Origin of the sequence: Corallococcus sp. AS-1-12 (assembly GCF_020036995.1) — a bacterium.
Taxonomy (GTDB): domain Bacteria; phylum Myxococcota; class Myxococcia; order Myxococcales; family Myxococcaceae; genus Corallococcus.
The window spans coordinates 135095-158164 of record NZ_JAIQDD010000020.1 but is presented as its reverse complement, the minus strand read 5'-3'; the positions used below and the strand labels follow the sequence as shown (position 1 = coordinate 158164).

The following is a 23070-nucleotide window of genomic DNA, read 5'->3' as shown; positions in this document are numbered from 1 at the left end:
GGGGAAAACGTGGTAGGGGAAGGGCGGCCCCCGCCGTCTCGGGATGGAGCGCGCATCGAATGATTGCCGTCGGAGAACCCGCACCGGACTTCGCCGCGACCGACTGCCACGGTCAGACCGTGCGCCTGTCGGAGCTGCGAGGCCGGCGCGTCGTGCTCTTCTTCTTCCCTCGCGCCTTCACCGTGGGCTGCACCATCGAGAACCGCGCCTTCAGGGACAACCACGAGCGGATCCGCGCCCTGGGCGCCGAGCTCGTCGGCGTCTCCGTGGACACGCTCACCACCCAGTGCGACTTCGCGGAGCAGGAGGGCATCCACTTCGCCCTCCTGGGAGACGAGGAGCGGCGGATCAGCCGCGCCTGGGGCGTGCTGTGGCCGGTCCTCAACATCGACCGGCGCGTCACCTTCATCATCGGCGCGGACGGCGTCGTCGAGCACGTCATCCACCACGAGGTGCGCGTCTACCGCCACCTGGACGACGTGCTGAAGTACCTCCAGGCCCACCCCACCCCGGGCGGCGACACCGCCTCCGCCTGAGGCCTCGCGCCCGCCCGCCTGCCCGGTACCGGACGTCCCGCGCACATCCCTGGGGGCGAAAAACGGGCCGGAAAATAACCTTCCGGCCCCTGGAGGGTTCAAGCCCCTGTGAGCGGACGGGTCCTAGGACTGGTGCGGCCCGGTGGGGCCGTGAGCGCTCTCTCGGACGAGGCCCTGTGCGGGGCCTTCCTCGCGGGGGACGCGACGGCGTTCGGCCAGCTCTTCGAACGGCACCGGGGCCTCGTCTTCTCGCTGATGCGCCGCTACACCGTGAGCGCGGAGGACGCGGCGGACCTGACGCAGCAGGCGTTCCTCCGGGCCCTGGAGGCGTCGCGGCGGGTGTTCGCGCGCTTCACGCCCGCCACGCCCACGCCGTTCCGCTCGTGGCTGGTGCGGGTGGCGCTCAACCTGGCGAAGAACCACGCGCGCCAGGGGCTGCGGTGGCGGCCGGTGCTGGTGGAGCCGGTGACGGATGACGTGGCGGCGGACATGAGCGAGGGCGCGGACGCGTCGCTGGAGCGCACCCAGCAGGGCCAACGGGTGCGCCAGGCGGTGCTGGCCCTGCCCCGCCGTCAGCGCGAGGTGCTGACGCTGCGGGTGGACGGCGGGCTGCCGTTCAAGGACATCGCCGAGACGCTGGGCATCACGGAGAACAACGCGAAGGTGCAGTTCCACCACGCGGTGAAACGCTTGAAGGCCGACGTGGCCGGGGAGACGCGGTGATGGGTGCGTGCGTGGAATACGAGGAGCAGGCGAGCCTCCACGCCGCGGAGGCGCTGGAGGGCGAGGAGGCCGCGCGCTTCCAGGCCCACCTGGAGTCCTGCGCGGCCTGTCAGGCGGAGGTGGCCTCCGCTCGCGAGCTGCTGGGCCTGGTGGCGCTGCCGCCCCAGACGCCCGTGGAGGTGCGCGCGCAGGAGGGCCTGGGGGCCAGGACCCTGGCGGCCTGGCGCCGGGAGCAGACGCGCCGGGGCATGGGCCGCCGGGCGCTGGGGTCGCTCGCGGCCGTGGCGGCAGTGGTGGCGCTGATGCTGGGGCCCTCCGCGCTGGAGCGGCTCAAGGCACCCCACCCGGTGAAGACGCCGGCCGCCGCGCAGCCGTCCGTGAGCGCCCGCGACGACGTGGACCCGGAGACGCTTGCCGCCTTCGAGGCGTGGGCCGGGTTGGAGCCGCTGGAGGACGAAGGCTCGGGGTACGGCCTGGACGAGGACCTGTCGTGGGACGACCCCGACCTGGACGGGGACTTCGACCTGGGAGAGACACTGTGAAGACGATGAAGCGGATGACCTGGGGGCTCGTGTTCGCGCTGCCCATGCTGGCGCTGGCGCAGCCCGGGCCCCGGGAGCCAGGGGCGCGCGACGCCGACCGCATGGCCCGGGCCGAGCAGCGGCACCGGCTGCGGCAGGTGCTGGAGCTGGCGGACACGCTGGAGCTGGACAGCGCGCAGGCCCTGAAGATGGATGAGACGCTGCGCCGCTTCGAGGACCGGCGCCGCCCGCTGCGTGAGCAGGTGCGGGACTCGGCGCGCATCCTCCACCTGGCGTCGCGGGGGGACAGCGCGGCGCTGGGTCAGGTGGACGCGGCGGCGCAGAAGGTCTTCGACGCCCGCGCGCAGATCGCCGCGCTGGACCGGGAGCTGTACCAGGCGCTCGCCAAGGACCTGTCCCCGGAGAAGCGCGCCCGGCTGGCCGTGCTCATGGCCCGCTCGGAGAGCCTGAAGGGGCTGAAGGCCAGGGGACCGAAGGAATCGCGCGGCGACTGAGGCCGCCCCTCCCGCGAGTCGGAGGCGGACGGGCGGGCACGGGCGGTCATCCCCGGGGGCCATACCCAACGTCGTGGCGTTGACCGTGTCCCTTCCCCAAGGGACGCCCCTCCTTCCGGAGTCCGCCATGCGTCTGCTGTCCCGTGTTCTTCCCGTGCTCGTGGGCCTGGGGCTCGCGTCCTGCGCGGGCGTCGATGTCGGCACCAACTACGACCCCGCCGCCGCCCAGCGAATCAACGACTTCCACACCTATGCGTGGCTGTCACATCCCCAGCAGGGGAACGACTCGCGCATCAACAACGACATCACCAGCGCCCAGGTGACGGGGGCGGTGGACCGCGACCTCCAGTCCCGCGGCTACCAGAAGGTGGATGCGAGCGAGAACCCGGACTTCCTCATCGGCTGGCAGGGCGCCATCGACACGCGGCTGTCCGCGGAGACGGTGGACAACTACTGGGGCTACCCGTGGGACCCCTTCTGGGGTTCGTACTACGGGCCCTCGCAGACGTACGTGCGCCAGTACGACGTGGGCACGCTCATCCTCGACGTGGTGGACGCGAAGGAGAAGAAGCTCGTCTGGCGCGGCACGGCCCAGGCGAACCTGGGAGACAGCCCGAGCGCCCAGGCCAACGGCGAGAAGATTGAAAAAGGCGTGAACAAGATGCTGGAGAAGTTCCCGCCCAAGCTGGAGGAGAAGAAGTAGGCGCCTTCAGCGCGCGCGCCGCCACGCCCGCGTGAGCAGCAGGCCCCCCAGCAGGCCTCCCGCGCCCAGCAGCACCACCAGCAGCGTGAGCCAGAGGAACACGCGGTCCACCAGCGGGCCCAGCCGGTCGAACGCGTGGTCCACCCAGCCGCGCGCAAGGCCGTCCAACTGCTGGAGCGTGGCCACGCGCTCGGCGTGCAGCGCGTCCACCACCGCCTGCCGCTCCCGGCCCACGTCCGCGAGCACCGCCTGCCGCTCACCGGTGACGAACTCCTGGAGGCCCAGGCGTTCGGAGCGCAAGGCCGCCAGCACCGCGCGGCGCTCACGTTCGATGAGCGCGGGCGTGTCCGCGGCCACCGCGCCCACCCTGTCCAGCAGGTCCACCGTGCGCCCCAGCTCCGCCACCGCGGCCTGGACGGAGGGAGCATGCAGGGCATCCGTGGCGACCAGCTCCGCCTGCCAGCGCGCCTGCCGGGGCAGGCTGGTCGCGTAGAGGTCCACGCGCGCGGTGAGGTCGCGCGTGTCCTCGACGAGGCCCGCGGCCGTGGAGCGCAGGCCCCCGCCCGTCACGTCCGTGAGGGAGGCCAGCAGGGCCGTGGTGGACACGCGCGTGACGAGCGGCCCGGTCAGCGGGTGCTCCCCGGCCCAGGCGTGCACCTGGTCGCGGGCGGCGGTCACGTCCTCGCGGCCTGTCACCACGCGCCACTCGGCCTCCACCTCGGACTCCAGCGCCACCAGCGAGTCATGGGCTTGCGCCAGCAGCTCCGGAGATGCGCCCACCGCGGCGCGCGGCAGCGAGTCCTCGAGTTGGGCCAGCAGCGCCCAGGTGTCGATGAGGGCGGCCATGGGGTCCGGCTGGAGGAGCGCGCTCTGCACGGCGGGCACCGCGTTGGCCTTGAAGCGCAGCATGGCCGACGCCACCGGCGGTGAACCGGAGCGCGCGGCCAGGTCGTCCGCCATGGCCTCGATGAGTCCCGAGAAGCGCCGGGCCAGGTCGCGCACCCGCGTGCGCATGACCGCCACGGACAGGTCGGAGCGTCCCACCCGCGTGGCCAGCTCCGAGCGCTGGGGCTCCAGCGACGCGCATCCACCGCACAGCGCCGCGAGCAGCACCACGGTCACCGCGCGGATGGGGGAAGGAGCCGGAGCCATGGGCCGGCCCGCAAGCTGCGCACGTCCTGCCCCACCGCCGAGCAGGGCCCGGGGGTGACGCCACCGTCATGGACCCGACGGTGAGCCCGGGGCGCGCGCATCGCCGGATGCGCGCGCTCCCGCGCCGGGGTCACTTCTCCGCGAGCGCCTTGTCGATGGCGGCCTTCAGCTCCGGGCTGTCCGGCGTCACGCTGCTGGGGAAGGCGGCCTTCACCTGGCCGTCCTTGCCCACCACGTACTTGTGGAAGTTCCACTTGGGCTCGCCGTGGTCCCTGGCGAGGAACGCGTAGACGGGGGACTGGCCCTCGCCTTTGGTCTTCACCTTCTCGAACATGGGGAAGGAGACCTTGAAGCGCAGCTCGCAGAACTTCGCGATCTGCTCGGAGGTGCCCGGCTCCTGCCCGCCGAAGTCGTTGGACGGGAAGCCCAGGACGACCACGCCCTTGTCCTTGTAGCTGTCGTAGAGCGCCTGGAGGCCCTTGTACTGCGGCGTGTAGCCGCACTCGGACGCGGTGTTCACGACGAGGGCGACCTTGCCCTGGAAGTCCGACAGCTTCTCGGGCTTTCCGTCGAGCCGGTTGGCGGAGAGCTGGTGGAAGGACATGGCTTTCTTCTCGGTCTTGTCCGCGGCGGAGGCCGCCGTGGAGAGGGAGAGCACCGTCGCGACGGTGCACAGCAGGGAGGTTCTCATGGCGCGTGCAGGATGCCGGAAGGGCCGCATCGTTTCACCGTCCGCGTGAGGCGGCGCGCGCCCGGGGTTCTTCAGTGGAAAAAACCGACTTGAGCACGCGCCCCGTGGGCGTCTTGAGCTTCGCCACCTCGCGCGGCGTGCCTTCGCCCACGATGCGGCCTCCGCCCTCGCCGCCCTCCGGCCCCAGCTCCACCACGTGGTCCGCCGCGGCGATGACGGACGGGTGGTGCTCGATGACGACCAGCGTGTCGCCCCGGTCCACCAGCCGGCCCAGGAAGGTGATCAGCTTCTCCACGTCGCCCAGGTGCAGGCCGGTGGTGGGCTCGTCCAGCACGTACAGCGTGGGCTCGTGGCGGGAGGTGGCCGTCAGCTCCGCGGCCAGCTTGAGCCGCTGCGCCTCACCGCCGGACAGCGTGTTGGAGCCCTGCCCCAGTTGCAGGTAGCCCACGCCCAGGTCCGCCAGGCACTCCAGCGGCGCGGCGACCTTGGGCAGCGCGCGGAAGACGTCCTTGGCCTCGTCCGCGGACAGGCGCAGCACGTCGCCCACGGTGAGCCCGTGGTAGCGCACCTCCAGCGTGGCGGCGTCGAAGCGCGCCCCGTTGCAGGCCTCGCACGGCGTGACGACGTCCGGCAGGAAGGACATCTCATGGGAGATGGCGCCCTGCCCTTCGCACACCTTGCAGCGCCCGCCGCTCGCCGTGTTGAAGGAGAAGCGCGCGGGCCCGAAGCCGCGGATCTTCGCCTCCGGCGTGGCCGCGAACACGCGGCGCAGCTCGTCCCAGATGCCCAGGAACGTCGCCGGCACCGAGCGCGGCGTGCGCCCGATGGGCGACTGGTCCACCGACAGCACCCGCTTGATGGACTCCGTGCCCTTGAGCGCGTCGAACGCGCCGGCCTTCGCCGTGACGAGCCCCAGCTTGTCGCGCAGCGCCGGGTACAGCACCTGCCGGATGAGCGTGCTCTTGCCGGAGCCCGACACGCCGGAGACGACGTTGAGCCGCCCCACCGGCAGCTTGAGGTCCACGCGCTGGAGGTTGTTCGCGCGAGCGCCCTTCAGCTCCACCCAGGCCTTCGGCTCCCCCCGGCCGGACGGAGGCCGCACCTGCGCGGCCCGCAGCGCCTGCGCGGTGGGCGAGTCCGACTCCAGCACCACGTCCGGCGTGCCCTCCGCCAGGATGTGGCCGCCGCCCCGGCCGCCCGTGGGCCCCAGGTCCAGCAGGTGGTCCGCGGCGCGGATGGTGTCCGAGTCATGCTCCACCACCAGCACCGTGGAGCCCGTCTCCACCAGCGCGCGAAGGTTGTCGAGCAACCGGTGCGTGTCGCGCGGGTGCAGGCCGATGGTGGGCTCGTCCAGCACGTACATCGCGCCGGTGAGCCCCGCGCCCAACTGCGCGGACAACCGCAAGCGCTGCATCTCGCCGCCGGACAGCGTGGCGGCGTTGCGGTCCAGGGACAGGTAGCCCAGGCCCACGCGCTCCAGGAACTCCAGCCGCCGCAGCATCTCCTGCCGCGCCGTCTCCCCCAAGAGCGCCCGGTCGCCCTTGAGCTTCCAGGTGCGCACGCGCGCGAGCGTGGCCGTCACGGACGCCTGCACCACCTCGTGGTAGCGCGCGCCCTCCAGCCGCACCGCGCGCGGCACCGGGGACAGGCGGGTGCCCGCGCACGTGCGGCACGGGGCCGTCTCGCCCTCGGCCATCGCGGCGGCGCCGCCCTGCACGCCGGTGCCCTCGCACGACTCGCAGCGGCCCTGCTTCGTGTTGAAGGAGAACCAGCGCGGATCCAGCTCCGGCACGGCGGTGCCGCACTTCGGGCACGTGCGCTCGCTGGACAGGAGCGTCTCCGCCTTGCCCGCGCGCAGCTTCACCGCGCCCTTGCCCCAGTTGAGCGACGCGTCGAACACCTCGCGCGGCAGCTTCGCGAGCCTGCCCTCGTACATCACGAGGTCGATGTCGTGCTCCTTCGTCTTCGCCAGCCGCGGCGGGTTGTCCGTGGACGCCAGCGCCCCGTCGACGATGGCCTGGGTGATGCCCGCGCGAGCCGCCGCGGTGAAGACGTCCAGGTACGTGCCCTTGCGCGCGCGCACCGCGGGCGCCAGCACCTGCCCGTCGCCCTTCGTCGCCAGCACCTGCGCATAGAGCGCGGCCGGCGTGGTGGCGCCGATGGGCGTGTCGTCATGCGGGCAGTGCGGCTCGCCAATCTTCGCGTACATGAGCCGCAGGTAGTGGGCCACCTCCGTGACGGTGGCGACGGTGCTGGTGGACCCCGCGCGCGACGTGCGCTGCTCCAGCGCCACGGTGGGCGGGATGCTGCTGATGCGCTCCACGTCCGGGCGCGGCAGCGTGGGCAGGAACTGCCGCGCGTACGGCGTCAGCGTCTCCAGGAAGCGGCGCTGGCCTTCCGCGAAGACGACGTCGAACACCAGCGAGCTCTTGCCGGAGCCGCTGGGCCCCGTCACCACCGTCATCTTCCCCAGGGGGATGCGGCAGGACACGTCCTGGAGGTTGTGCTCGCGCGCGTGCTCCACCTCGATGGCGGGCGGCGCCTCCTTCCCCGGGCGGCGCAGCTTCACCGCCTTCGCCAGCGGCTTGCCCTCGCCCCTCAGCGCGGCGGCGGTGGCGCTGCCCTTCACCTTCGCCACGTCCGCGGGCGTGCCCTCCGCCACCAGCCGGCCACCGTCCCGGCCGCCCTTGGGCCCCAGGTCGATGATCCAATCCGAGCCCTTCATCACCGACACGTCGTGGTCCACCACGAGCACGCTCGCGCCCCGGTCCACCAGCGCGTGCAGGGACGCCATCACGTGGCGCACGTCCTCCGCGTGGAGGCCCGCGCTCGGCTCGTCGATGAGGAACAGCGTGCCCTTCGCGTCGCTCGCCAGGGCGCGCGCCAGCTTCAGCCGCTGCGCCTCGCCGCCGGACAGCGTGGACAGGGGCTGGCCCAGGGGCAGGTAGCCCAGGCCCAGCCGCTGCGCCGGCCCCAGCGTGCGCTTGAGCGCGGAGTCGTCACCGAAGTGCTGGAGCACCTCGTCCACCGTCATCTCCAGCACCTGCGCCACGCTGAAGCCCTGGTGGCGCACGGCGAGCACCTCCTCCTTGAAGCGCCGGCCCCGGCACACCGCGCACAGGAGGGCCACGTCCGCGAGGAACTGCATCTCCACCGTCTCGTAGCCTTCACCGGAGCAGGCCTCGCAGCGGCCCTTGTCCACGTTGAAGGAGAAGTGCGCGGACGTCAGGCCCCGCGCCTCCGCGTCCGGCTCCGAGGCGAAGCGCTCGCGCAGCCGGTCCCACGCCTTGGTGTACGTGGCCGCGTTGCCGCGCGACGTGCGCCCCAGCGGGGACTGGTCCACGAAGGTGATGGCCTCCACCTGCGCCCCACCCTCCACCGCCGCCACGTCACCGGGGGCCTCCACGTCCTTCACGCCCAGCCCGCGCGCCAGGTGCCGGTAGAGCACCTCGTCCATCAGCGTGCTCTTGCCGGAGCCGCTGGGGCCGGTGATGGCGCACAGCACGCCCAGCGGCACGCGCACGGACACGTCCTTCAGGTTGTGCTCGCGCGCCTCGCGGATGACGATTTCGCCCGTGCGGGTGCGCGGCGTGCGCGGCGCCTCCGCGCCCCCGGACAGCATGCGGCCGGTGGGCAGGTCCTGCCGCTTCGCCAGCGCCTCCGGGGTGCCGTCAAAGCACAGCGTGCCGCCATGGCGTCCCGCGCCCGGGCCCAGCTCCAGCACGCGGTGCGCGGAGCGGATGATCAGCGGATCATGCTCGATGACCAGCGCGATGTTGCCCCGGTCCGCCAGCTCCGCGATGGCCTCCGTGAGCGGCGGCACGTCCCCCGGGTGCAGGCCCACGGTGGGCTCGTCCAGCACGAACAGCGCGCCCGTCAGCGACGTGCCCAGCGCCGCGGTCAGCGACACGCGCTGCGCCTCGCCGCCGGACAGCGTGCGCGCGGGCCGGTCCAGCGTGAGGTAGCCCAGGCCCACGCGCTGGAGATAGCGCAGGCGCGCGGACAGCTCCCGCCGCGCCAGGTCCCCCTGCCCCGTCAGCGTCTTCAGCCCGTCCAGCCGCGCCAGCGCGTCCGTCAGCTCCAGCCCGTGCCACGCCGGCAGGTCCAGGCCGCCCACGCGCCACGCGCGGGCCTGCTCGTTGAGGCGCGCGCCGTGACAGCTCTCGCAGAGCGTGTACGCGCGGTAGCGGGCCAGCAGCACGCGCACGTGCATCTTGTACGTGCGGCCCTCCATCCACCGGAACCACGCGCGCACGCCCGGGTAGACGCGGCCGCCGTCGTAGTCACCCTCGCCCTGGAGCACCGCCTCGCGCTGGGCCGCGGTGAGCTTCTCCCACGGCTTGTCGAAGGGGATGCCCTTCTGCTTGCAGTAGCGCTGGAGCATCTCCCGCTCCCAGCTCGTGGACTGGCTGGACCACGGGCGGATGGCCCCCTGCGCCAGGCTCAAGCCCGGGTTGGGGATCACCTTCCCCCAGTCGATGCCGATGGTGCGCCCGAAGCCGCGGCACGGCGCGCACGCGCCCACCGGGCTCTGGTAGCTGAAGAGGCCCGGCCTCGCGAGCTCGAACTCCCGCGCGCACTTCGGACACACCAGCCCCCGGCGCAGCTTCTGGGGCGCGGTCTCCGGCAGGAAGAGGAGCGCCTCGCCGTCCGCGCGCGCCCACGCGTCCTCCAGCGCCTGCGTGACGCGGGACAGGTTCGCGTCCGTCAGCTTCACCCGGTCCACCACCACCTGCGCCACGCCCGCGGGGTCGGTGGCCTCGCCCGGCTTGAGCGTCTCCAGCTCCTTCACCTCGCCCTGCACCATCAGCCGGTGGTAGCCGTCCTTCAGCAGCCGGGCCCGCGCGTCGATGAAGGCGGCCGTGTCCGGGATGCGCACCGGGTAGGTGAAGACGCCCTGCGCGTCCGGGTGCTCGCGGAGGGCGGTTTGCGCGGCCACGCGCGCGTCGGTGCGCACCGCCTCCAGGCCGCAGTCCGGACACACCGGCATCGCCTCGCGGGTGAAGAGCGCGGACAGGTACGGCTCCACGTCCGCCAGCGTGGCCACCGTGCTGCGCGAGCTCTTCACCGGCGCGCGGCGGTCCACCGCGACGCCCGCGGCCACCGGCTCCAGCGCGTCCATGGGCGGCCGCTCCAGCCGCTCGAGGAACTGCCGGGCGTACGGGCTGAAGCTCTCCACGAACCGGCGCTGCCCCTCCGCGTAGAGCGTGTCCAGCGCGAGGCTCGATTTGCCGCCCCCGGACACGCCGGTGACGCAGACGAACTCCCCTTCGGAGAGGTCGACGGACAGATCCTTGAGGTTGTGGGTGCGGGCGCCGACGAGGTGGGTCTTGTGCATGCCGGCCGGAGGTTTAACGACCGGACAGTCGCGCGCCAATCACAACATGACGGCCAACATCGCACCGCCCGGGTGGGTTGGGTGGGGAGCGGGCAGGCTGATACAACGTGATGCGGCCGGTCACATCCAACGCATCCCGGTGGGAATGCCGGCCGAACGGGGGTGGCCATGTCCGATGACGTCCAGGTACGCCGTGCGCGGGCCGAAGAGGCCCTTCGGCGCACGAGTGCCTCCCTGGTGTTGCTGGACCTGGGCGGTCACACCGCCACGGGCTTCGTCATCTCCCCCGAAGGCCACGTCGTCACCAGCCTCCACGCGGTGGCCAGCGCCCGCGCCATCACCGCCGTGCTGCCGGACGGCCTGCGCTCCCCGGTGGTGCAGGTGGCGGCCGTGGACGAGCGCCGCGACCTGGCCCTCCTGTGCCTCTCCGTCCCGGACCTGGTGCCCCCCCTCCCGCTGGGCCCCGCCACGCTGCCCTCGGAGGGCGAGTCCCTGCACGTCATCCAGGCCCACGCGGACCGCGCCCCCGAACCGCGCCTGCTGGAGGTCCGCGCGGTGCAGGTGCTGGGCGAATGGCTCACCCTGCTGGAGCTGTCCCGCACGCTGCCCGAGGCCGCGTCCGGCTCGCCGGTGCTGGACGCGCGCGGGCAGGTGGTGGGGCTGGCCACCGCGGCGCTCGCCAACGGCCGCGCGCTGGGGCTGGTCATCCCGGTGCGCTACATCGCGCCCCTCCTCAAGACGCCCGGCCCGCCCCGCCCGCTGTCCGCGCTGGACGCGCCCCGGCAGCGAGCCATGCGCGTGCGACAGGTGCCGCAGCATCCCGTGGGCCTGCTGGAGGGCTGCGCGACGCCGGCCGTGGAGTCCGTGGCCTCGCTGCTGGGCCAGGCCATCAACGTGGGCGCCCCCGCCTACAACCGGGGCGACGTGGAGGGCTGCTACCGCCTCTACGCGCACACCGCCGAGCAGCTCATCGACGAGCGCGACGACTGCCCCGGCGTCCAGCGCGCGCTGCGCGACGGCCTCCTGCGCTGCGAGGCCCTGAAGGACGTGGAGGACCGGGCCTGGGCCCTGCGAGACACGTTCGACGGGTTGATGGACGTCATCGGCCGGTGGCGCCAGTCCCGCCCGGCGCCTCCCCCCCCCGCCAGCAGGCGCCCCCCGCCGAAGACGTACCTCAACTAGGGGCGCACCCCGATACATCCGGGTCAATTCCAGTAAAAACAAAATAAACATCCAGCCTTTGACAATCTGGTTATCATTGTATAACTGGAAGTCGCCACGGTGGGGGACTGCGGCGAGCACCCGACCCGGGGCTCGGCGGCGTGGCCATCCGGTACACCCCCGCACTCACACCTGCGTTTGAAGCGTCCACGCGCAGCGGCTCCCCGTACCCGGACCGCCGTCGAGGCCTCGCTTCCCACCGCCCGTGGCGCTCGCCGCACGGCGCGCAACGGGAGGGGAGCGCCCGAAGGCAGGGGACCCATGCGCCGTGGCCCGGGAAGCAACATCCATGGACATCGCCGCCCCTCCCCGTGTCGTGAAGAACCGTGACCTCACCGTGGGCTCCGCCCGGCTCCAGGAGGTCCAGAAGGCGGTCCACTACTACGTGGACAACCACCACTGTGACGTCATCGGCCGCGTGTTCCACGGCATCCCGGGCCGCGAGGCGAGCGTCAGCCTCAGCCCGACCCGCCGGGAGGCGGCCTCGCGCGGACGCCGGGAGGTCCTCCACTTCGGCTCCTACAACTACTCCGGCCTGAACGGGCACCCGCGCGTGGTGGCCGCGGCGGAGGCGGCCCTCAAGCGCTACGGCACGACGGTCAGCGGCGTGCGGCTGCTCAACGGCACCTGCGAGCTGCACCTGGAGCTGGAGCGCGCGCTGGCGGAGTTCCTCGGCTTCGAGGACTGCGTCACCTACAGCAGCGGCTACGCGGCGAACCTGTCCGTGCTGTCCGCGCTGTGCGGCGAGGGCGACGTCGTGCTGTCGGACATGCTCAACCACCAGTCCATCATCGACGGGCTGAAGCTGTCGGGCGCGGACGTGCGCACCTTCCGGCACAAGAGCCTGCGCAGCATCGAAGGCATGCTGAAGAAGCTGCCCTTCGAGCAGCGCAAGTTCATCATCACCGACGGCGTCTTCAGCATGGACGGCGACGTGGCGGACCTTCCGGGCATCGTGGCGCTGGCGGAGTCCTACAACGCCTTCGTGCTCGTGGATGACGCGCACGCCACCGCGGCCATGGGCCCCAACGGCCGGGGCACCCCGGCGCACTTCGCCCTCCAGCACGGCGTGGACGTGCTCACCGGCAGCCTCAGCAAGGGCCTGCCGGGCATCGGCGGGTTCGCCGCCGGCGCGAAGGCCACCATCGACCTGCTGCGCTTCGGCTCCAACGGCTACATCTTCTCCGCCTCGCTGCCGCCCCCCGTCGCCGCGGGCCTGCTGGAGGGCATCCGCATCCTCCAGGAGGAGCCCGAGCTGCAGCAGCGGCTGCACCACAACGAGAACGTCCTGCGGACCGGCATCCGCGCCATGGGCCTGGACTGCATGAACAGCGAGTCCCCCATCATCCCCGTGCTGATGCCCGCCTACGAGAAGACCTTCGAGCTGACGCGGCTGCTCCACGAGGAGGGCATCTACGTCAACCCGGTGGGCTACCCCGCGGTGAGCAAGAACCGGACGCGGCTGCGCATCAACGTCAGCGCCAACCTGCGGCAGGCGGACCTGGAGCGCTTCCTGGACACCCTGGACCGCTGCAGCCGCAAGCTGGGCCTCCAGCAGCAGGACCCGGCCCTGTCTCCCACCGGCACCTGACGCACGCCCCCCTCCCAGGACTCGCGCCCATGGACCTCAAGGAACAGCTCCTCTACGGGCTGCCGGTGTTCTTCACCCCCATCCTCCTGGAGCTGGGGGTGGGGGTGTTGCGGCGGCGGCCGGCGTACCGGCTCAACGACCTCATCACCAACGTGACGATGAGCCTGCTCACCGTCCTGGGCAGCGTCGTCATCGCCGGGGCCACGTTCGTCTTCTACGGCTACGTGCACCGGCACCACGCGCTCTTCGCGCTGCCCAACGACTCCGCGTGGACGTGGGTGCTGGCGTTCCTGTCCTACGACTTCTTCTACTACTGGGCGCACCGCCTGCATCACACCATGGCGTGGATGTGGGGCATCCACGTCGTCCACCACTCGGGCGAGGACATGAACTTCGGCCTGGCGGTGCGCCAGAGCGCCCTGGGCGAGCTGACCACGTGGCCCTTCTTCGTGCCCATGGCGCTGCTGGGCATCTCGCCGGAGGTCTTCCTGGGCATCACCAGCCTCCAGCTCGTCTTCCAGTACGCCATCCACAACACCTACGTGCCGCCGCTGGGCTTCCTGGAGAAGGTGCTCGTCACCCCGTCCCAGCACCGCGTCCACCACAGCCGCAACACGCCGTACATCGACAAGAACTACGGCAACATCCTGGTCGTGTGGGACCTGCTCTTCGGCACCTACCAGCCGGAGCTGCCGGAGCACCCTCCCGTCTATGGGCTGCGCGCGGGCCTGCGCTCGTGGAACCCCTTCACCGCGCACTTCCACTACTTCGGCGAGCTCTTCCAGAAGGCCGCCGCCTGCGAGCGGGTGTCCGACAAGCTGCTGTGCGTCGTGCGCGGTCCGGGCTGGACGCCCCCTTCCCTGCGCGCGGACCGCTTCCGCCACGCGGACGACGGGCCGTCCGCCACGTTCCAGAAGTACGACCCCAGGCTGCCCTGGCCCGTGGCCGCCTACTGCTTCGCGCAGTTCCTGGTGCTCGCCACCGGCATCCTCCTGGTGGCGTGGTACCTGGACACGCTGGGCGTGGCCGCGCGCGTCCTGGCGCTGGGGCTGGTGCTCGTCAGCACCTGGACCCTGGGCGTGCTGATGGATTCGCGCCCCTGGGCCTGGCGGATGGAGTGCGCGCGGCTGGCCTGCGTGGCGCTGTTCGTCCCCGCCCTGGCGCTGATGGAAGGCCTGCCCCTGACGGGCGCGCTGCCCCTGCTCCTGCACCCCGTGCTCGGCTCGCTGTGGCTCCTGCGCTTCCGCGCCGTGTTCCAGGAGGGCGCGTCCCAGGCCTCCCGGACCCCGGGCGCGCTGGCCGCCTGAGCCGCCTCCCCTTCTTCTCTTCCGTCCCTCCTTCGCACGACACGTCATGACCGCGTCCGCCACCGCCATCGGGAGCGCCCCCGCGCCCCACGCCCCTCCAGGGCCGCTCGAATTCCGCTGGGTCTCCTCCATCCAGGACATCGGCCGGGAGGCCTGGAACACCTGCTTCCCGACCTCGGACGTGATGCAGGCCTATGAGCTGCACCAGGCCACGGAGGCCGCCAGCCTGGAGGACGTGCAGTTCCACTACCTCCAGGTCCGGAGCGCGTCCGAGGTGCTGGCCGTCGTGCCGTGCTTCCGCTTCCGGATGTCGCTGACGGTCATCGCGCCGGACAACGTCAACAAGGTCGTCTCCCAGGTGCGCCGCGTCCTGCCGGGCTTCCTGTTCCTCAACGCCTTCGTCATCGGGACGCCCATCGCCATCTGCAAGGACCTGCTGGGCGTGCGCCCGGACCTGCCGAAGCCGCGCCGTGACGCCGTGCTGCGGGCCATCTCCGACGAGGTGGTGGCCCGGGCCCGGCACCTGAAGCTGGGCCTGGTCTTCATGAAGGAGCTCACCACCCGGCTGCTGCCGGAGGTGCGGGACGTGCTGTCCCCGCGCTTCTCCTTCGTGGAGAGCGCCGCCACCACCTACCTCTACCTGGGCGAGCCCGGGAAGAGCACCTACCGGGAGCGGCTGCGCAAGAAGTACCGCTCCCTCATGAACAACCGCATGGCCCGCGTCCAGGAGGCGGGCCTGCGCTGGGAGCAGGTCGCGGACTTCTCCCGCTACGCCGCACAGATGCACCCGCTGTACCTCCAGGTGCTGAACCGCTCGAAGATCCGCTTCGAGACGCTCAGCGTGGACTTCTTCGCCCGGCTGCCCGCGCTCATGGGCGAGCGCGTCTTCGCCCTCCTGTGCTTCAAGGGCGAGGAGCTGGTGTCCTTCGAGCTGTTCCTCAAGGACGACGAGTGGGTGCACCCCATCTACCTGGGGCTGGACTACCGCATGAGGGACGAGGGCGCGCTGTACTTCAACAGCATCTACAAGATCGTGGAGGTGCTGGAGGCCCACGGCAAGGCCGTGGTGCAACTGGGCCAGACGAGCTACGCCGTCAAGGCGAGCATCGGCGCGGTGGTGGACCGGCTCTACCTGGCCGTCCACCACACGAACCCGGTGCTGGACGCCTTGCTGAAGCGCTTCGGCGCGGAGCTGTTCCCGCCCACGCCGCTGCCGCGCTCGCAGCGCGTGTTCCGGGACATGAAGGAGAACGACGACGGCCTGGCCCGTCACGGCATCCACTTCGAGCGGCTGGACGACGGGAGCGAGGAATGAGCACGGCCACCACCACGCGGATTGTCCCCAGCATCCAGCAGGTGCCCCAGGCGCTCTGGGACGAGAAGCTGGCCCAGGGCCACCCCTTCAAGAGCGCGGCCTTCCTGTCGTGCCTGGAGGACTCGTTCCCGGAGCGGAAGTTCGGCTACCTGGTGATGTCCCAGGGCGAGGACGTCGTCGGCCTGGCCGTCATCACCGAGGAGCGCCTGGACCTCACCCTCCTCATGCCGGACCGGGTGGGCGCCCTGGCCAAGGGCGTGCGCCGGGTGATGCCGGGCTTCCTGTCCCTGGGCCTGGGCATGGTGGGCACCTTCGAAACGGCGCAGCGGCACTGGTGGTACGACGCGCGCAAGCTGTCGGAGCACGACTTCGCCCAGGCGCTGCTGGAGGCCTGCGACACGGTCTGCACGGACTCCGCGCTGCTGCTGGTGCGCGACTTCATGGAGGGGCTGCCGGAGGACCTGCGGCTGCAGTCGTGGTTCCTGGAGCGGGGCTTCAAGCCGGTGGCCAACCACCCCATGGCGATGGTGACGCTCGACGGGATGAGCAGCGAGCAGCACTTCCAGCGGCTGAAGAAGAAGTCGCGGCAGAACCTGCGCAAGAAGCTGAAGGACGCGGAGGCGCTGGGGTTCCAGGTGGAGCGCGTGCGGGACTTCCGCCCGCTCATCGACGCGTGCTACCCGCTCTACCTCCAGGTCCACGAGGGCGCCTCGGAGTTCAAGCGCAACCCCTTCCCGCGCGCCTTCTTCGAGACCCTCGCCGAGCGCATGCCCGCCACCAGCAGCTTCCTCACGCTGCGCACGAAGGAGGGCGAGCTCATCGCCTTCATCCTCACGGGCACGGGCGGCGGGGTGCACAACCCCTTCCTCATCGGCATGGACTACGCGCGCACGGAGGGCACCCCCGCGTACTACCTGCTGCTCTGGAAGGAGCTGGAGCACGCGGCCCTGCACGGGTGCCGGGTGGCGGACCTGGGGTTGACCAGCTACTTCGTCAAGCAGACCGTGGGCGCGGACCTGGAGGGGATGACCATGGCCGCGCGCCTGCAGTCCCCCTGGCTGCGGCCGCTCATCAACCCGCTGCTGCCGCTGCTGCTGAGCGAGAAGCAGCCCCAGGAGCGGCGCCGCTTCCGCGTCTCCACGTCCGACGAAGGCGACCAGCCCCCCTCCCACAAGGCGGCGTGACCGTGATCCGCTTCGCCTACGGCTGCATCCCGTCCATCATGTCCCTCGCCTTCGCCAACACCCTGGTGCGGCGCGGGGGGCTCGTGCCCACGAGCATCCTGCTGTCCGCCGGGGGCCTGCGCTTCCAGAAGAAGCGCTACACCCCGGCGCAGGTCCTGCCCGTCTTCCTGCGGCAGTTCGGCGCGCGCTTCACCGGCTACAACGTCCTCGCGGGGCTCGGGGGCTCGCTGCCCTTCGGCGCCCCTCGCGGCGGGCTGATGAGCTTCCAGCAGCTCTCGCGCGCCTACGGCATCCCGCTGAGGGTCAGCGACGACTTCTCCGGGGAGGAGACCGTCGAGGCGCTGCGAGCGCAGCAGGTGGACCTCTTCGTCACCAGCATGTGCGATCAGATCCTCCGCGAGCCGCTGCTGGGCCTGCCGCGCCACGGCTGCCTGAACCTCCACCCGTCGCTGCTGCCGGACTTCCGCGGCGTGGACTCCATCTTCCAGGCCATGCTCCACGGCGTGCCGGAGATTGGGACGACGCTCCACCGCACCACCGCGCGCATCGACGCGGGGGACGTGCATGGCCAGTCCGCCTTCACGCGCACCGGCGCGGAGTCCCACCTGGCGCTGACGGTGAAGGCGACCGCGGCGGGGGTGCCGCTGCTCGCGCGGCACCTGGAGGCGCTCGAGCAGGGCCGGACGCCCCCCTCGCTCGCCATCGACGTGAGCCGCGCCCGCTTCCCCTACCGCTCCTGGCCCACGCGCGAGGAGCTGGAGCGCTTCCACGCGGCGGGACAGGTGTTCTGGCGCGCGGAGGACTTCCGCCGGCTGCTGCGCTTCGAGGACCCCACCGACCCGACGACGCGGGACGTGTTCCCCGTGGCCAAGGCGCCCCTGGGGACCGCGGCCTCCTGAGCCCTGCCCGCCGGGGCCATCCTCCGGCGGGGAGCGCGCCGCTTCAGGCCTCGTCCCAGCGGATCCGCAGTGAATAGGTGTGCTCGGTGCGCTCCAGCACGTCCACGCGCGGCAGCACCCGCGTGCGGCGCAGCACCTGCTCCACCACGCCCGCCACGAAGTCCGGCAGCGGATCCGCGTCCACCACGCGCGCCCTCCACTCCCGCGCGCGCACCGGCTCCAGCGTGAGCTTCATGTCCTCGCGGCCCGCGCGCAGGTACGTGGGCAGCCGCGCCAGGCACCGCTCCGCGCCCAACAGCGGCGCCGCCGCCGCGAAGATGCGCCCCACCAGCGTCTGCGCGAACCCCTCCACGTAGTGGGTGCCCAGCACGCGGTTGGCGTCCTCGTTGGCCAGGCCCGGGCACGCATGCCGCCGCGCCACCGCCAGCGACGCGCGCCACACCTCCAGGGGGAGGCGCTCCTCCACCGTGTCCGGGTCGTAGCCCACGTCCCGCAGCGCCTGCGCGAACGGGCCGGACGGCCTCAGCGCGTGCTCGAACAGCCCTTCGAAGTTGCGGCGAGGCACCCGCACCATCAGCAGCGGCAGGCCTGGCGCCTGCCGCGTCTCCGGATGATTCCACGGCTCCATGGTCTTCAACCCCCCCAGGGTCCAGCCCCCGCACCATCCCGGCCGGGAAACCGTGTCTCAGTGTATCAGCCTCCACGCGCCGGGCCTGCCCGCCTGGTTGCCGCTGTTGTGGACTTTTCCAATGATTTCCCCCGCATTTTCCCGCGCCGCTCGCGCTGATCCGTGACGGCTCGCCTCAGGGATTCAGGGACTTCGGGTCGCAATAGACCCTTACTGAAAGCAAATTTTTGGTGTCAACCGTTGGATTCACCGGAAGTCCACCAGCCCAATCCCCTGATTCCTGGGCTGCCGCGTTAACTTCTTCAACCCATCGGAAACTCTCGGAGTTCATCGTGCGAGAATTGTTCATCCCCCTTGCAGTGTGAGTGATCCATGACCATTCGCCGCACCGAAGGTTCGACGCCCGTTTCCCTCCGTCCCACCACCGACACCTCCGCGCCGGCGAAGGCGAAGAACGTCCTTCGCGTGAAGGACGGCTTCGAGTCCGTCTCCCGCACGGGCGCCGCCGCTGGCGCGCAGCCCACGGCCGCCGCCGCGACGACGGCGCAGGCTTCCACGACGGGGGCCGCCTCCGCGCAGCCCGGCCGCCTCGCGCTGGACAGCAAGGAGGCGCAGGCCGCCATCCAGACGTCCCTGAAGGCCCTCACCCCGCCGATGACGGCCTCGTCGCTGCTGGCGGCGAACAAGGCCGGCCCGACGCTGGCCCCCAAGAGCGTGGAGGTCGACGAGCTGGGCATGACCCACGTCCGCCTGGACCGCATGCACGAGGGCGTGAAGGTCTTCGGCGAGCAGCTCATCAGCCACCTGGGCGCGGACGGCAAGGTGTCCAGCGTCACCGGTGAGCAGAACCCCATCCCCGCGGGCCTGGGCACCCAGAAGCCGAAGCTGGCGCCGCAGCAGGCCATCGACATCGCGAAGAAGGAGCTGGGCGGCAAGGCCGACAAGCAGCCCTCTTCCGAGCGCGTCATCTACCAGGACGCGGAAGGCAAGTACCACTCCGCCTACCAGGTGGAGATCCAGCAGATCGCCGGGCAGCAGAAGCCCAAGAAGCAGAACTACATCATCGACGCCAACACGGGGAAGGTGCTGGAGAGCTTCAACAAGATCGGCGGCTGGTCGAAGTCCGCCGCGGCGCAGTTGCAGGTGAACGGCACCGCCAGCCCGAACGTCGCCATCCCGGACAAGGGCCAGGTCCAGTCGAAGATCAACATCCCGGACGGCGTGACGGTGGACAAGCTGTCCGTCGACCTGAACATCAAGCACACCTGGAGCGGCGACCTGAAGGTCTCCGTGACCAGCCCCTCCGGCAAGACGGCCGTGCTGCAGGACCGCAAGGGCGGCTCCAAGGACGACATCGCCGGCTCGTTCGACCTCTCGGAGGCCTTCAAGGGCGAGAGCGCCAAGGGCGAGTGGACCATCACGGTCGAGGACAAGGCCGCGCGTGACACGGGCACCCTGAACAACTGGAGCCTGAACATCACCGCGAAGGAGACCACGCCTCCGCCGACGGATCCGCAGAACCCGCCCACGGGCGTCGCGGACGACCTGTCCATGTACAGCGGCCACGTGGACCTGAAGACCAAGAAGGAAGCGGACGGCACGTACTCGCTGGAGGACTCGACGCGCGGCAAGGGCATCGTGACCTACGACGCGAACAACAAGTCCACCGCGTCCGGCCAGACGAAGATCTCCGACAACAACGACAAGTGGGGCGAGGCCACCGACCCGGCGCGCGCCAAGGCCGGCATCGACGCGCACTACGGCGCGGCCATGACCTACGACTTCCTGAAGAACGTCCTGGGCCGTGACTCGATCGACGGCGCCGGCGAGAAGCTCGTCAACTACGTGCACGTGAAGAACAACTACGTGAACGCGTACTGGGACGGCGAGAAGATGAGCTACGGCGACGGCGACGGGAAGCAGTCCGGCCCGCTCACCACGCTGGACATCGCGGGCCACGAGATCGCGCACGGCCTCACCGAGCGCACCGCGGGCCTCATCTACAGCGGCGAGTCCGGCGGCCTGAACGAGTCCTTCTCCGACATCATCGGCACGGGCGTGGAGTGGTACGCCGCGAAGAACAACCCCGAGGCCAAGTGGAACTGGACCGTGGGCGAGGCCGCCTGGACGCCGAACAACGGCACCGACGAGGACGGCCTGCGCTACATGAACGACCCGACCAAGGACGGCTACTCGGTCGACAACTACAAGAACTACCCGAAGCAGACGGAGGTGCACGGCTCCAGCGGCATCTCCAACAACGCCTTCTACCTGCTCGTGGAGGGCGGCAAGAACCGCACCTCCGGCCTGGAGGTGAAGGGCGGCATCGGCATGGAGGACGGCCTGAAGATCTTCGGCCGCGCCCTCACCACGTACATGACGCCGAAGACGACGTTCGCCCAGGCGCGTGAGGCCACCATCAAGGCCGCCACCGACCTGTACGGCGCGGACTCCAACCAGGTGGCGAAGGTGAAGGACGCCTGGACCGCGGTGGGCGTGAACTAGTCCCCGCGCCGAGAGCTTCCTGAAACACCCGAGGCGGGTCCGGTGTCACCACCGGGCCCGCCTCTTCCTTTTCGTCTCAGGCGAAGAAGCGCGTCAGCACCGCCACCATGCGGGCCACGTCGGACGCGGCGGCCAGCTCGCGGATGGAGTGCATGGACAGCATGGGGTTGCCCACGTCCACCGTGCGGATGCCCAACTGGCCCGCGGTGATGGGGCCAATGGTGCTGCCGCAGCCCAGGTCCGTGCGGGTGACGAAGTGCTGGGGCGTGACGCCCGCCTCCTTGCACAGCGCCGCGAAGTGCGCCCACGACTCGCCGTCCGTCGCGTAGGACTGGTTGACGTTGGTCTTGATGACCGGGCCGCCGCCCAACTGCGGCTGGTGCCTGGGCTCGTGCATGGACGCGTAGTTGGGGTGCACCGCGTGCGCCATGTCCGCGCTCACCAGGAACGAGCGGCGGATGGCGCGGTGGAACGCGTCCGCGCGTCCATCCGAGTGCCCCTGGACGATGCGCTCCAGCAGGTCCTTGAGGAACGGAGACGCGGCGCCCTGCGCGCTGCGGCTGCCGCACTCCTCGTGGTCGTAGAGCACCACGCCCACCGTGGCCTCGCGCGGACCGGTGTCCTTCAGGAGCGCGGTGAGCCCGGTGTGGCAGCTCGCCAGGTTGTCCAGGCGGGGCGCGTGGAGGAACTCCCCGTGCAGGCCGGAGCGGGTGGACGGCTGCAAATCATAGAGGCACAGGTCGTAGCCCAGCAGGTCGTCCGCGGCGGCCTTCACGCCCGCGCGGCCCAGTTCCTCCACCAGCAGCGCCTTCAGCTCCGCGGGGCCCGCGCTCTCCAGGCCCAGCACCGGCACCATGTGCTCCTGGGGGTTGAGCTTCAGGCCCTCCGTGTTGACGCCGCGGTTCAGGTGGATGGCCAGGTTGGGCACGCGCAGGAGCGGCCGGCGGAAGTCCACCAGGTGGTGCCGGGGGCGGCCGTCGTGCAGCGTCACCACGCGGCCCGCGAGCGACAGGTCGCGGTCCGTCCACGTGTGCAGGAGCACCCCGCCGTAGATTTCAACGCCCAGTTGCTGGTAGCCGTGGCGGTTGACGGGCGCGTTGGGCTTGAGGCGCAGGTTGGGCGAGTCCGTGTGCGAGCCCACCAGCCGGAAGCCGGTGGTGTCCACGGGCTTCGTGCCCAGTTGGAAGGCGGCGATGCTCGTGTCGCCGCGGATGACGAAGACCTTGTCGCCGGGCTTCAGCGACCAGGACTCGCGCTCGTCCAGTTCGCGGAAGCCCGCGGCGGTGAGGCGGCGCGCCGTCTCGCGCACGGCGTGGTACGGCGTGGGCGACGCGTCGATGTACTGGAGGAGGTCGTTGGCCTGCGTGTCGATATCGGTCGGGCTCATGGGCCCGGCACGCTAACGCCGTCCGGCCCCGCTGCCACGTCCGACTGTCACCGCCCGGACAGGCGGCGGGGCGCCCGCCGGCAGGACGGTGGAGGAGGGGCGCGTCCCGGGAGCGGCGTCCAGGAAGGTGCCCAGGAGCACCCAGCGGCGCGCGGCGTCCTCCCGGCCCGGCTTCGCGGACAGCGGCGTCGTGTAGTGCCAGAAGGGCAGCCGGTACACGGTGACGCCGCCCACGGTGCTGACCCGGGTGAGCTCGGAGAAGTGCCCGTCCTTCGCGTACACCAAGTACTGGTGGTCCACGGCGGGCAGGGTGAGGCTCACGTGCATGTCCACGTAGCCGTGGCGCGCGTCCGCCTCCTCCGGGTGGTGGTCGTTGTGCGGGCCGGTGTAGTCGCCCGGGCCGTAGCAGAGCACCTGGATGCCCCAGCCCCGCTTGAGCGGCCGGCCGCTCACCGTCGCCGCGAAGGCCGCGAACGTGTCCGAGCGCAAGAGCGCCCTCAGCCCCACGGCCTCCGCCGCGCGCCAGGAGCGCGAGCGCCGGCTCTCCAGCAGCGCGGTGCGCACGCGCACCGTCTTGGGCAGCGCCTCCGTGTAGTTCTCCACCATGCCAGAGATGGAGTCCTCCGGGATGGGGTCCTCCATGGTGACGAGCGTGTCACGCAGCGCGGCGTCCAGGAGGTCGCGGGCCTCGGCCGCCTTCTTCACGTCGATGACGCCCTGCAGCGCGATGAAGGGCCGCGTGGGGTCCAGGAGCGCGCCGCGGGTCTCGGAGTCTCGGCCTTCGAGAATGCGGCGGCCCTTGGGGGTGAGGAGGTCGGCGAACTGGGTGGGCAGGCGCGGGGACATGGCGCGCA

The 23070-nt window shown here is 71.3% G+C and carries 18 protein-coding genes; 12 read left to right on the top strand and 6 right to left on the bottom strand.

Annotation, left to right across the window (positions count from 1 at the left end):
- Nucleotides 1-59 precede the first annotated feature (59 nt).
- From K8556_RS26985 to K8556_RS26965, 5 genes are all read left to right on the top strand, one after another.
- Nucleotides 60-536, top strand: coding sequence for a peroxiredoxin (locus K8556_RS26985; protein ID WP_223742975.1), 477 nt, complete (start codon nucleotides 60-62; stop codon nucleotides 534-536).
- Nucleotides 537-686: 150 nt separating this feature from the next.
- Nucleotides 687-1259, top strand: coding sequence for a sigma-70 family RNA polymerase sigma factor (locus K8556_RS26980; protein ID WP_223742974.1), 573 nt, complete (start codon nucleotides 687-689; stop codon nucleotides 1257-1259).
- Nucleotides 1259-1801 (top strand): zf-HC2 domain-containing protein, encoded by a 543-nt coding sequence (locus K8556_RS26975; protein ID WP_223742973.1) that lies wholly within the window; start codon nucleotides 1259-1261, stop codon nucleotides 1799-1801. Before K8556_RS26980 ends, K8556_RS26975 begins: the two co-directional genes overlap by 1 nt.
- Complete coding sequence (locus K8556_RS26970) at nucleotides 1798-2295, top strand: hypothetical protein (protein ID WP_370639972.1); 498 nt, start codon at nucleotides 1798-1800, stop codon at nucleotides 2293-2295. Before K8556_RS26975 ends, K8556_RS26970 begins: the two co-directional genes overlap by 4 nt.
- Before the next feature lie 127 nt (nucleotides 2296-2422).
- Nucleotides 2423-2998: a DUF4136 domain-containing protein gene (locus K8556_RS26965; protein WP_223742972.1), complete on the top strand. Its 576-nt coding sequence runs from the start codon at nucleotides 2423-2425 to the stop codon at nucleotides 2996-2998.
- Nucleotides 2999-3004: 6 nt separating this feature from the next.
- On the opposite strand, the gene K8556_RS26960 is transcribed toward K8556_RS26965, so the two are convergent.
- The 3 genes from K8556_RS26960 to uvrA all read right to left on the bottom strand — a co-directional run bounded on the left by K8556_RS26960 (nucleotide 3005) and on the right by uvrA (nucleotide 10179).
- The gene (locus K8556_RS26960; protein WP_223742971.1) at nucleotides 3005-4150 is read right to left on the bottom strand and encodes a chemotaxis protein; all 1146 of its coding nucleotides are present in this window, start codon (nucleotides 4148-4150) and stop codon (nucleotides 3005-3007) included.
- A 130-nt stretch (nucleotides 4151-4280) separates the two neighbouring features.
- Nucleotides 4281-4841 (bottom strand): glutathione peroxidase, encoded by a 561-nt coding sequence (locus tag K8556_RS26955; protein WP_223742970.1) that lies wholly within the window; start codon nucleotides 4839-4841, stop codon nucleotides 4281-4283.
- A gap of 34 nt (nucleotides 4842-4875) precedes the next feature.
- Nucleotides 4876-10179, bottom strand: a complete 5304-nt coding sequence (uvrA, locus tag K8556_RS26950; protein ID WP_223742969.1) for an excinuclease ABC subunit UvrA — start codon at nucleotides 10177-10179, stop codon at nucleotides 4876-4878.
- A 168-nt stretch (nucleotides 10180-10347) separates the two neighbouring features.
- Between uvrA and K8556_RS26945 the strand changes: the two genes are divergently transcribed.
- The 6 genes from K8556_RS26945 (at nucleotide 10348) to K8556_RS26920 (ending at nucleotide 17696) form a co-directional block, all read left to right on the top strand.
- Nucleotides 10348-11361, top strand: coding sequence for a serine protease (locus K8556_RS26945; protein ID WP_223742968.1), 1014 nt, complete (start codon nucleotides 10348-10350; stop codon nucleotides 11359-11361).
- 328 nt (nucleotides 11362-11689) lie between these two features.
- Nucleotides 11690-12991 (top strand): aminotransferase class I/II-fold pyridoxal phosphate-dependent enzyme, encoded by a 1302-nt coding sequence (locus K8556_RS26940; RefSeq protein WP_223742967.1) that lies wholly within the window; start codon nucleotides 11690-11692, stop codon nucleotides 12989-12991.
- Between the two features lie 29 nt (nucleotides 12992-13020).
- Nucleotides 13021-14298 carry a sterol desaturase family protein gene (locus K8556_RS26935; RefSeq protein WP_223742966.1) on the top strand — a complete coding sequence of 426 codons (1278 nt, stop codon included), beginning with the start codon at nucleotides 13021-13023 and terminating at the stop codon, nucleotides 14296-14298.
- 46 nt (nucleotides 14299-14344) lie between these two features.
- Nucleotides 14345-15613, top strand: a complete 1269-nt coding sequence (locus tag K8556_RS26930; protein ID WP_223742965.1) for a GNAT family N-acetyltransferase — start codon at nucleotides 14345-14347, stop codon at nucleotides 15611-15613.
- Nucleotides 15610-16797, top strand: a complete 1188-nt coding sequence (locus K8556_RS26925; protein WP_223742964.1) for a GNAT family N-acetyltransferase — start codon at nucleotides 15610-15612, stop codon at nucleotides 16795-16797. Before K8556_RS26930 ends, K8556_RS26925 begins: the two co-directional genes overlap by 4 nt.
- Before the next feature lie 2 nt (nucleotides 16798-16799).
- Nucleotides 16800-17696, top strand: coding sequence for a formyltransferase family protein (locus tag K8556_RS26920; protein ID WP_223742963.1), 897 nt, complete (start codon nucleotides 16800-16802; stop codon nucleotides 17694-17696).
- 43 nt (nucleotides 17697-17739) lie between these two features.
- Here K8556_RS26920 and K8556_RS26915 read toward each other — a convergent pair whose 3' ends face one another.
- Nucleotides 17740-18324 carry a DUF2378 family protein gene (locus tag K8556_RS26915; protein WP_223742962.1) on the bottom strand — a complete coding sequence of 195 codons (585 nt, stop codon included), beginning with the start codon at nucleotides 18322-18324 and terminating at the stop codon, nucleotides 17740-17742.
- Nucleotides 18325-18696: 372 nt separating this feature from the next.
- On the opposite strand from K8556_RS26915, the gene K8556_RS26910 reads away from it, so the two are divergent.
- Nucleotides 18697-20829 carry a M4 family metallopeptidase gene (locus K8556_RS26910; RefSeq protein WP_223742961.1) on the top strand — a complete coding sequence of 711 codons (2133 nt, stop codon included), beginning with the start codon at nucleotides 18697-18699 and terminating at the stop codon, nucleotides 20827-20829.
- Nucleotides 20830-20905: 76 nt separating this feature from the next.
- Here K8556_RS26910 and K8556_RS26905 read toward each other — a convergent pair whose 3' ends face one another.
- Together K8556_RS26905 and K8556_RS26900 are read right to left on the bottom strand one after the other, a co-directional pair.
- Nucleotides 20906-22216 (bottom strand): M18 family aminopeptidase, encoded by a 1311-nt coding sequence (locus tag K8556_RS26905; protein ID WP_223742960.1) that lies wholly within the window; start codon nucleotides 22214-22216, stop codon nucleotides 20906-20908.
- Nucleotides 22217-22228: 12 nt separating this feature from the next.
- Nucleotides 22229-23062 carry a hypothetical protein gene (locus K8556_RS26900; protein WP_223742959.1) on the bottom strand — a complete coding sequence of 278 codons (834 nt, stop codon included), beginning with the start codon at nucleotides 23060-23062 and terminating at the stop codon, nucleotides 22229-22231.
- Nucleotides 23063-23070: the final 8 nt, after the last annotated feature.

Coding starts and splice junctions, on each gene's coding strand:
- K8556_RS26925 (WP_223742964.1), top strand. CDS start 15,610: ATGAGCACGGCCACCACCACGCGGATTGTCCCCAGCATCCAGCAGGTG.
- K8556_RS26900 (WP_223742959.1), bottom strand. CDS start 23,062: ATGTCCCCGCGCCTGCCCACCCAGTTCGCCGACCTCCTCACCCCCAAG.
- K8556_RS26975 (WP_223742973.1), top strand. CDS start 1,259: ATGGGTGCGTGCGTGGAATACGAGGAGCAGGCGAGCCTCCACGCCGCG.
- K8556_RS26905 (WP_223742960.1), bottom strand. CDS start 22,216: ATGAGCCCGACCGATATCGACACGCAGGCCAACGACCTCCTCCAGTAC.
- K8556_RS26965 (WP_223742972.1), top strand. CDS start 2,423: ATGCGTCTGCTGTCCCGTGTTCTTCCCGTGCTCGTGGGCCTGGGGCTC.
- K8556_RS26930 (WP_223742965.1), top strand. CDS start 14,345: ATGACCGCGTCCGCCACCGCCATCGGGAGCGCCCCCGCGCCCCACGCC.
- uvrA (WP_223742969.1), bottom strand. CDS start 10,179: ATGCACAAGACCCACCTCGTCGGCGCCCGCACCCACAACCTCAAGGAT.
- K8556_RS26910 (WP_223742961.1), top strand. CDS start 18,697: ATGACCATTCGCCGCACCGAAGGTTCGACGCCCGTTTCCCTCCGTCCC.
- K8556_RS26935 (WP_223742966.1), top strand. CDS start 13,021: ATGGACCTCAAGGAACAGCTCCTCTACGGGCTGCCGGTGTTCTTCACC.
- K8556_RS26985 (WP_223742975.1), top strand. CDS start 60: ATGATTGCCGTCGGAGAACCCGCACCGGACTTCGCCGCGACCGACTGC.
- K8556_RS26940 (WP_223742967.1), top strand. CDS start 11,690: ATGGACATCGCCGCCCCTCCCCGTGTCGTGAAGAACCGTGACCTCACC.
- K8556_RS26955 (WP_223742970.1), bottom strand. CDS start 4,841: ATGAGAACCTCCCTGCTGTGCACCGTCGCGACGGTGCTCTCCCTCTCC.
- K8556_RS26945 (WP_223742968.1), top strand. CDS start 10,348: ATGTCCGATGACGTCCAGGTACGCCGTGCGCGGGCCGAAGAGGCCCTT.
- K8556_RS26915 (WP_223742962.1), bottom strand. CDS start 18,324: ATGGAGCCGTGGAATCATCCGGAGACGCGGCAGGCGCCAGGCCTGCCG.
- K8556_RS26960 (WP_223742971.1), bottom strand. CDS start 4,150: ATGGCTCCGGCTCCTTCCCCCATCCGCGCGGTGACCGTGGTGCTGCTC.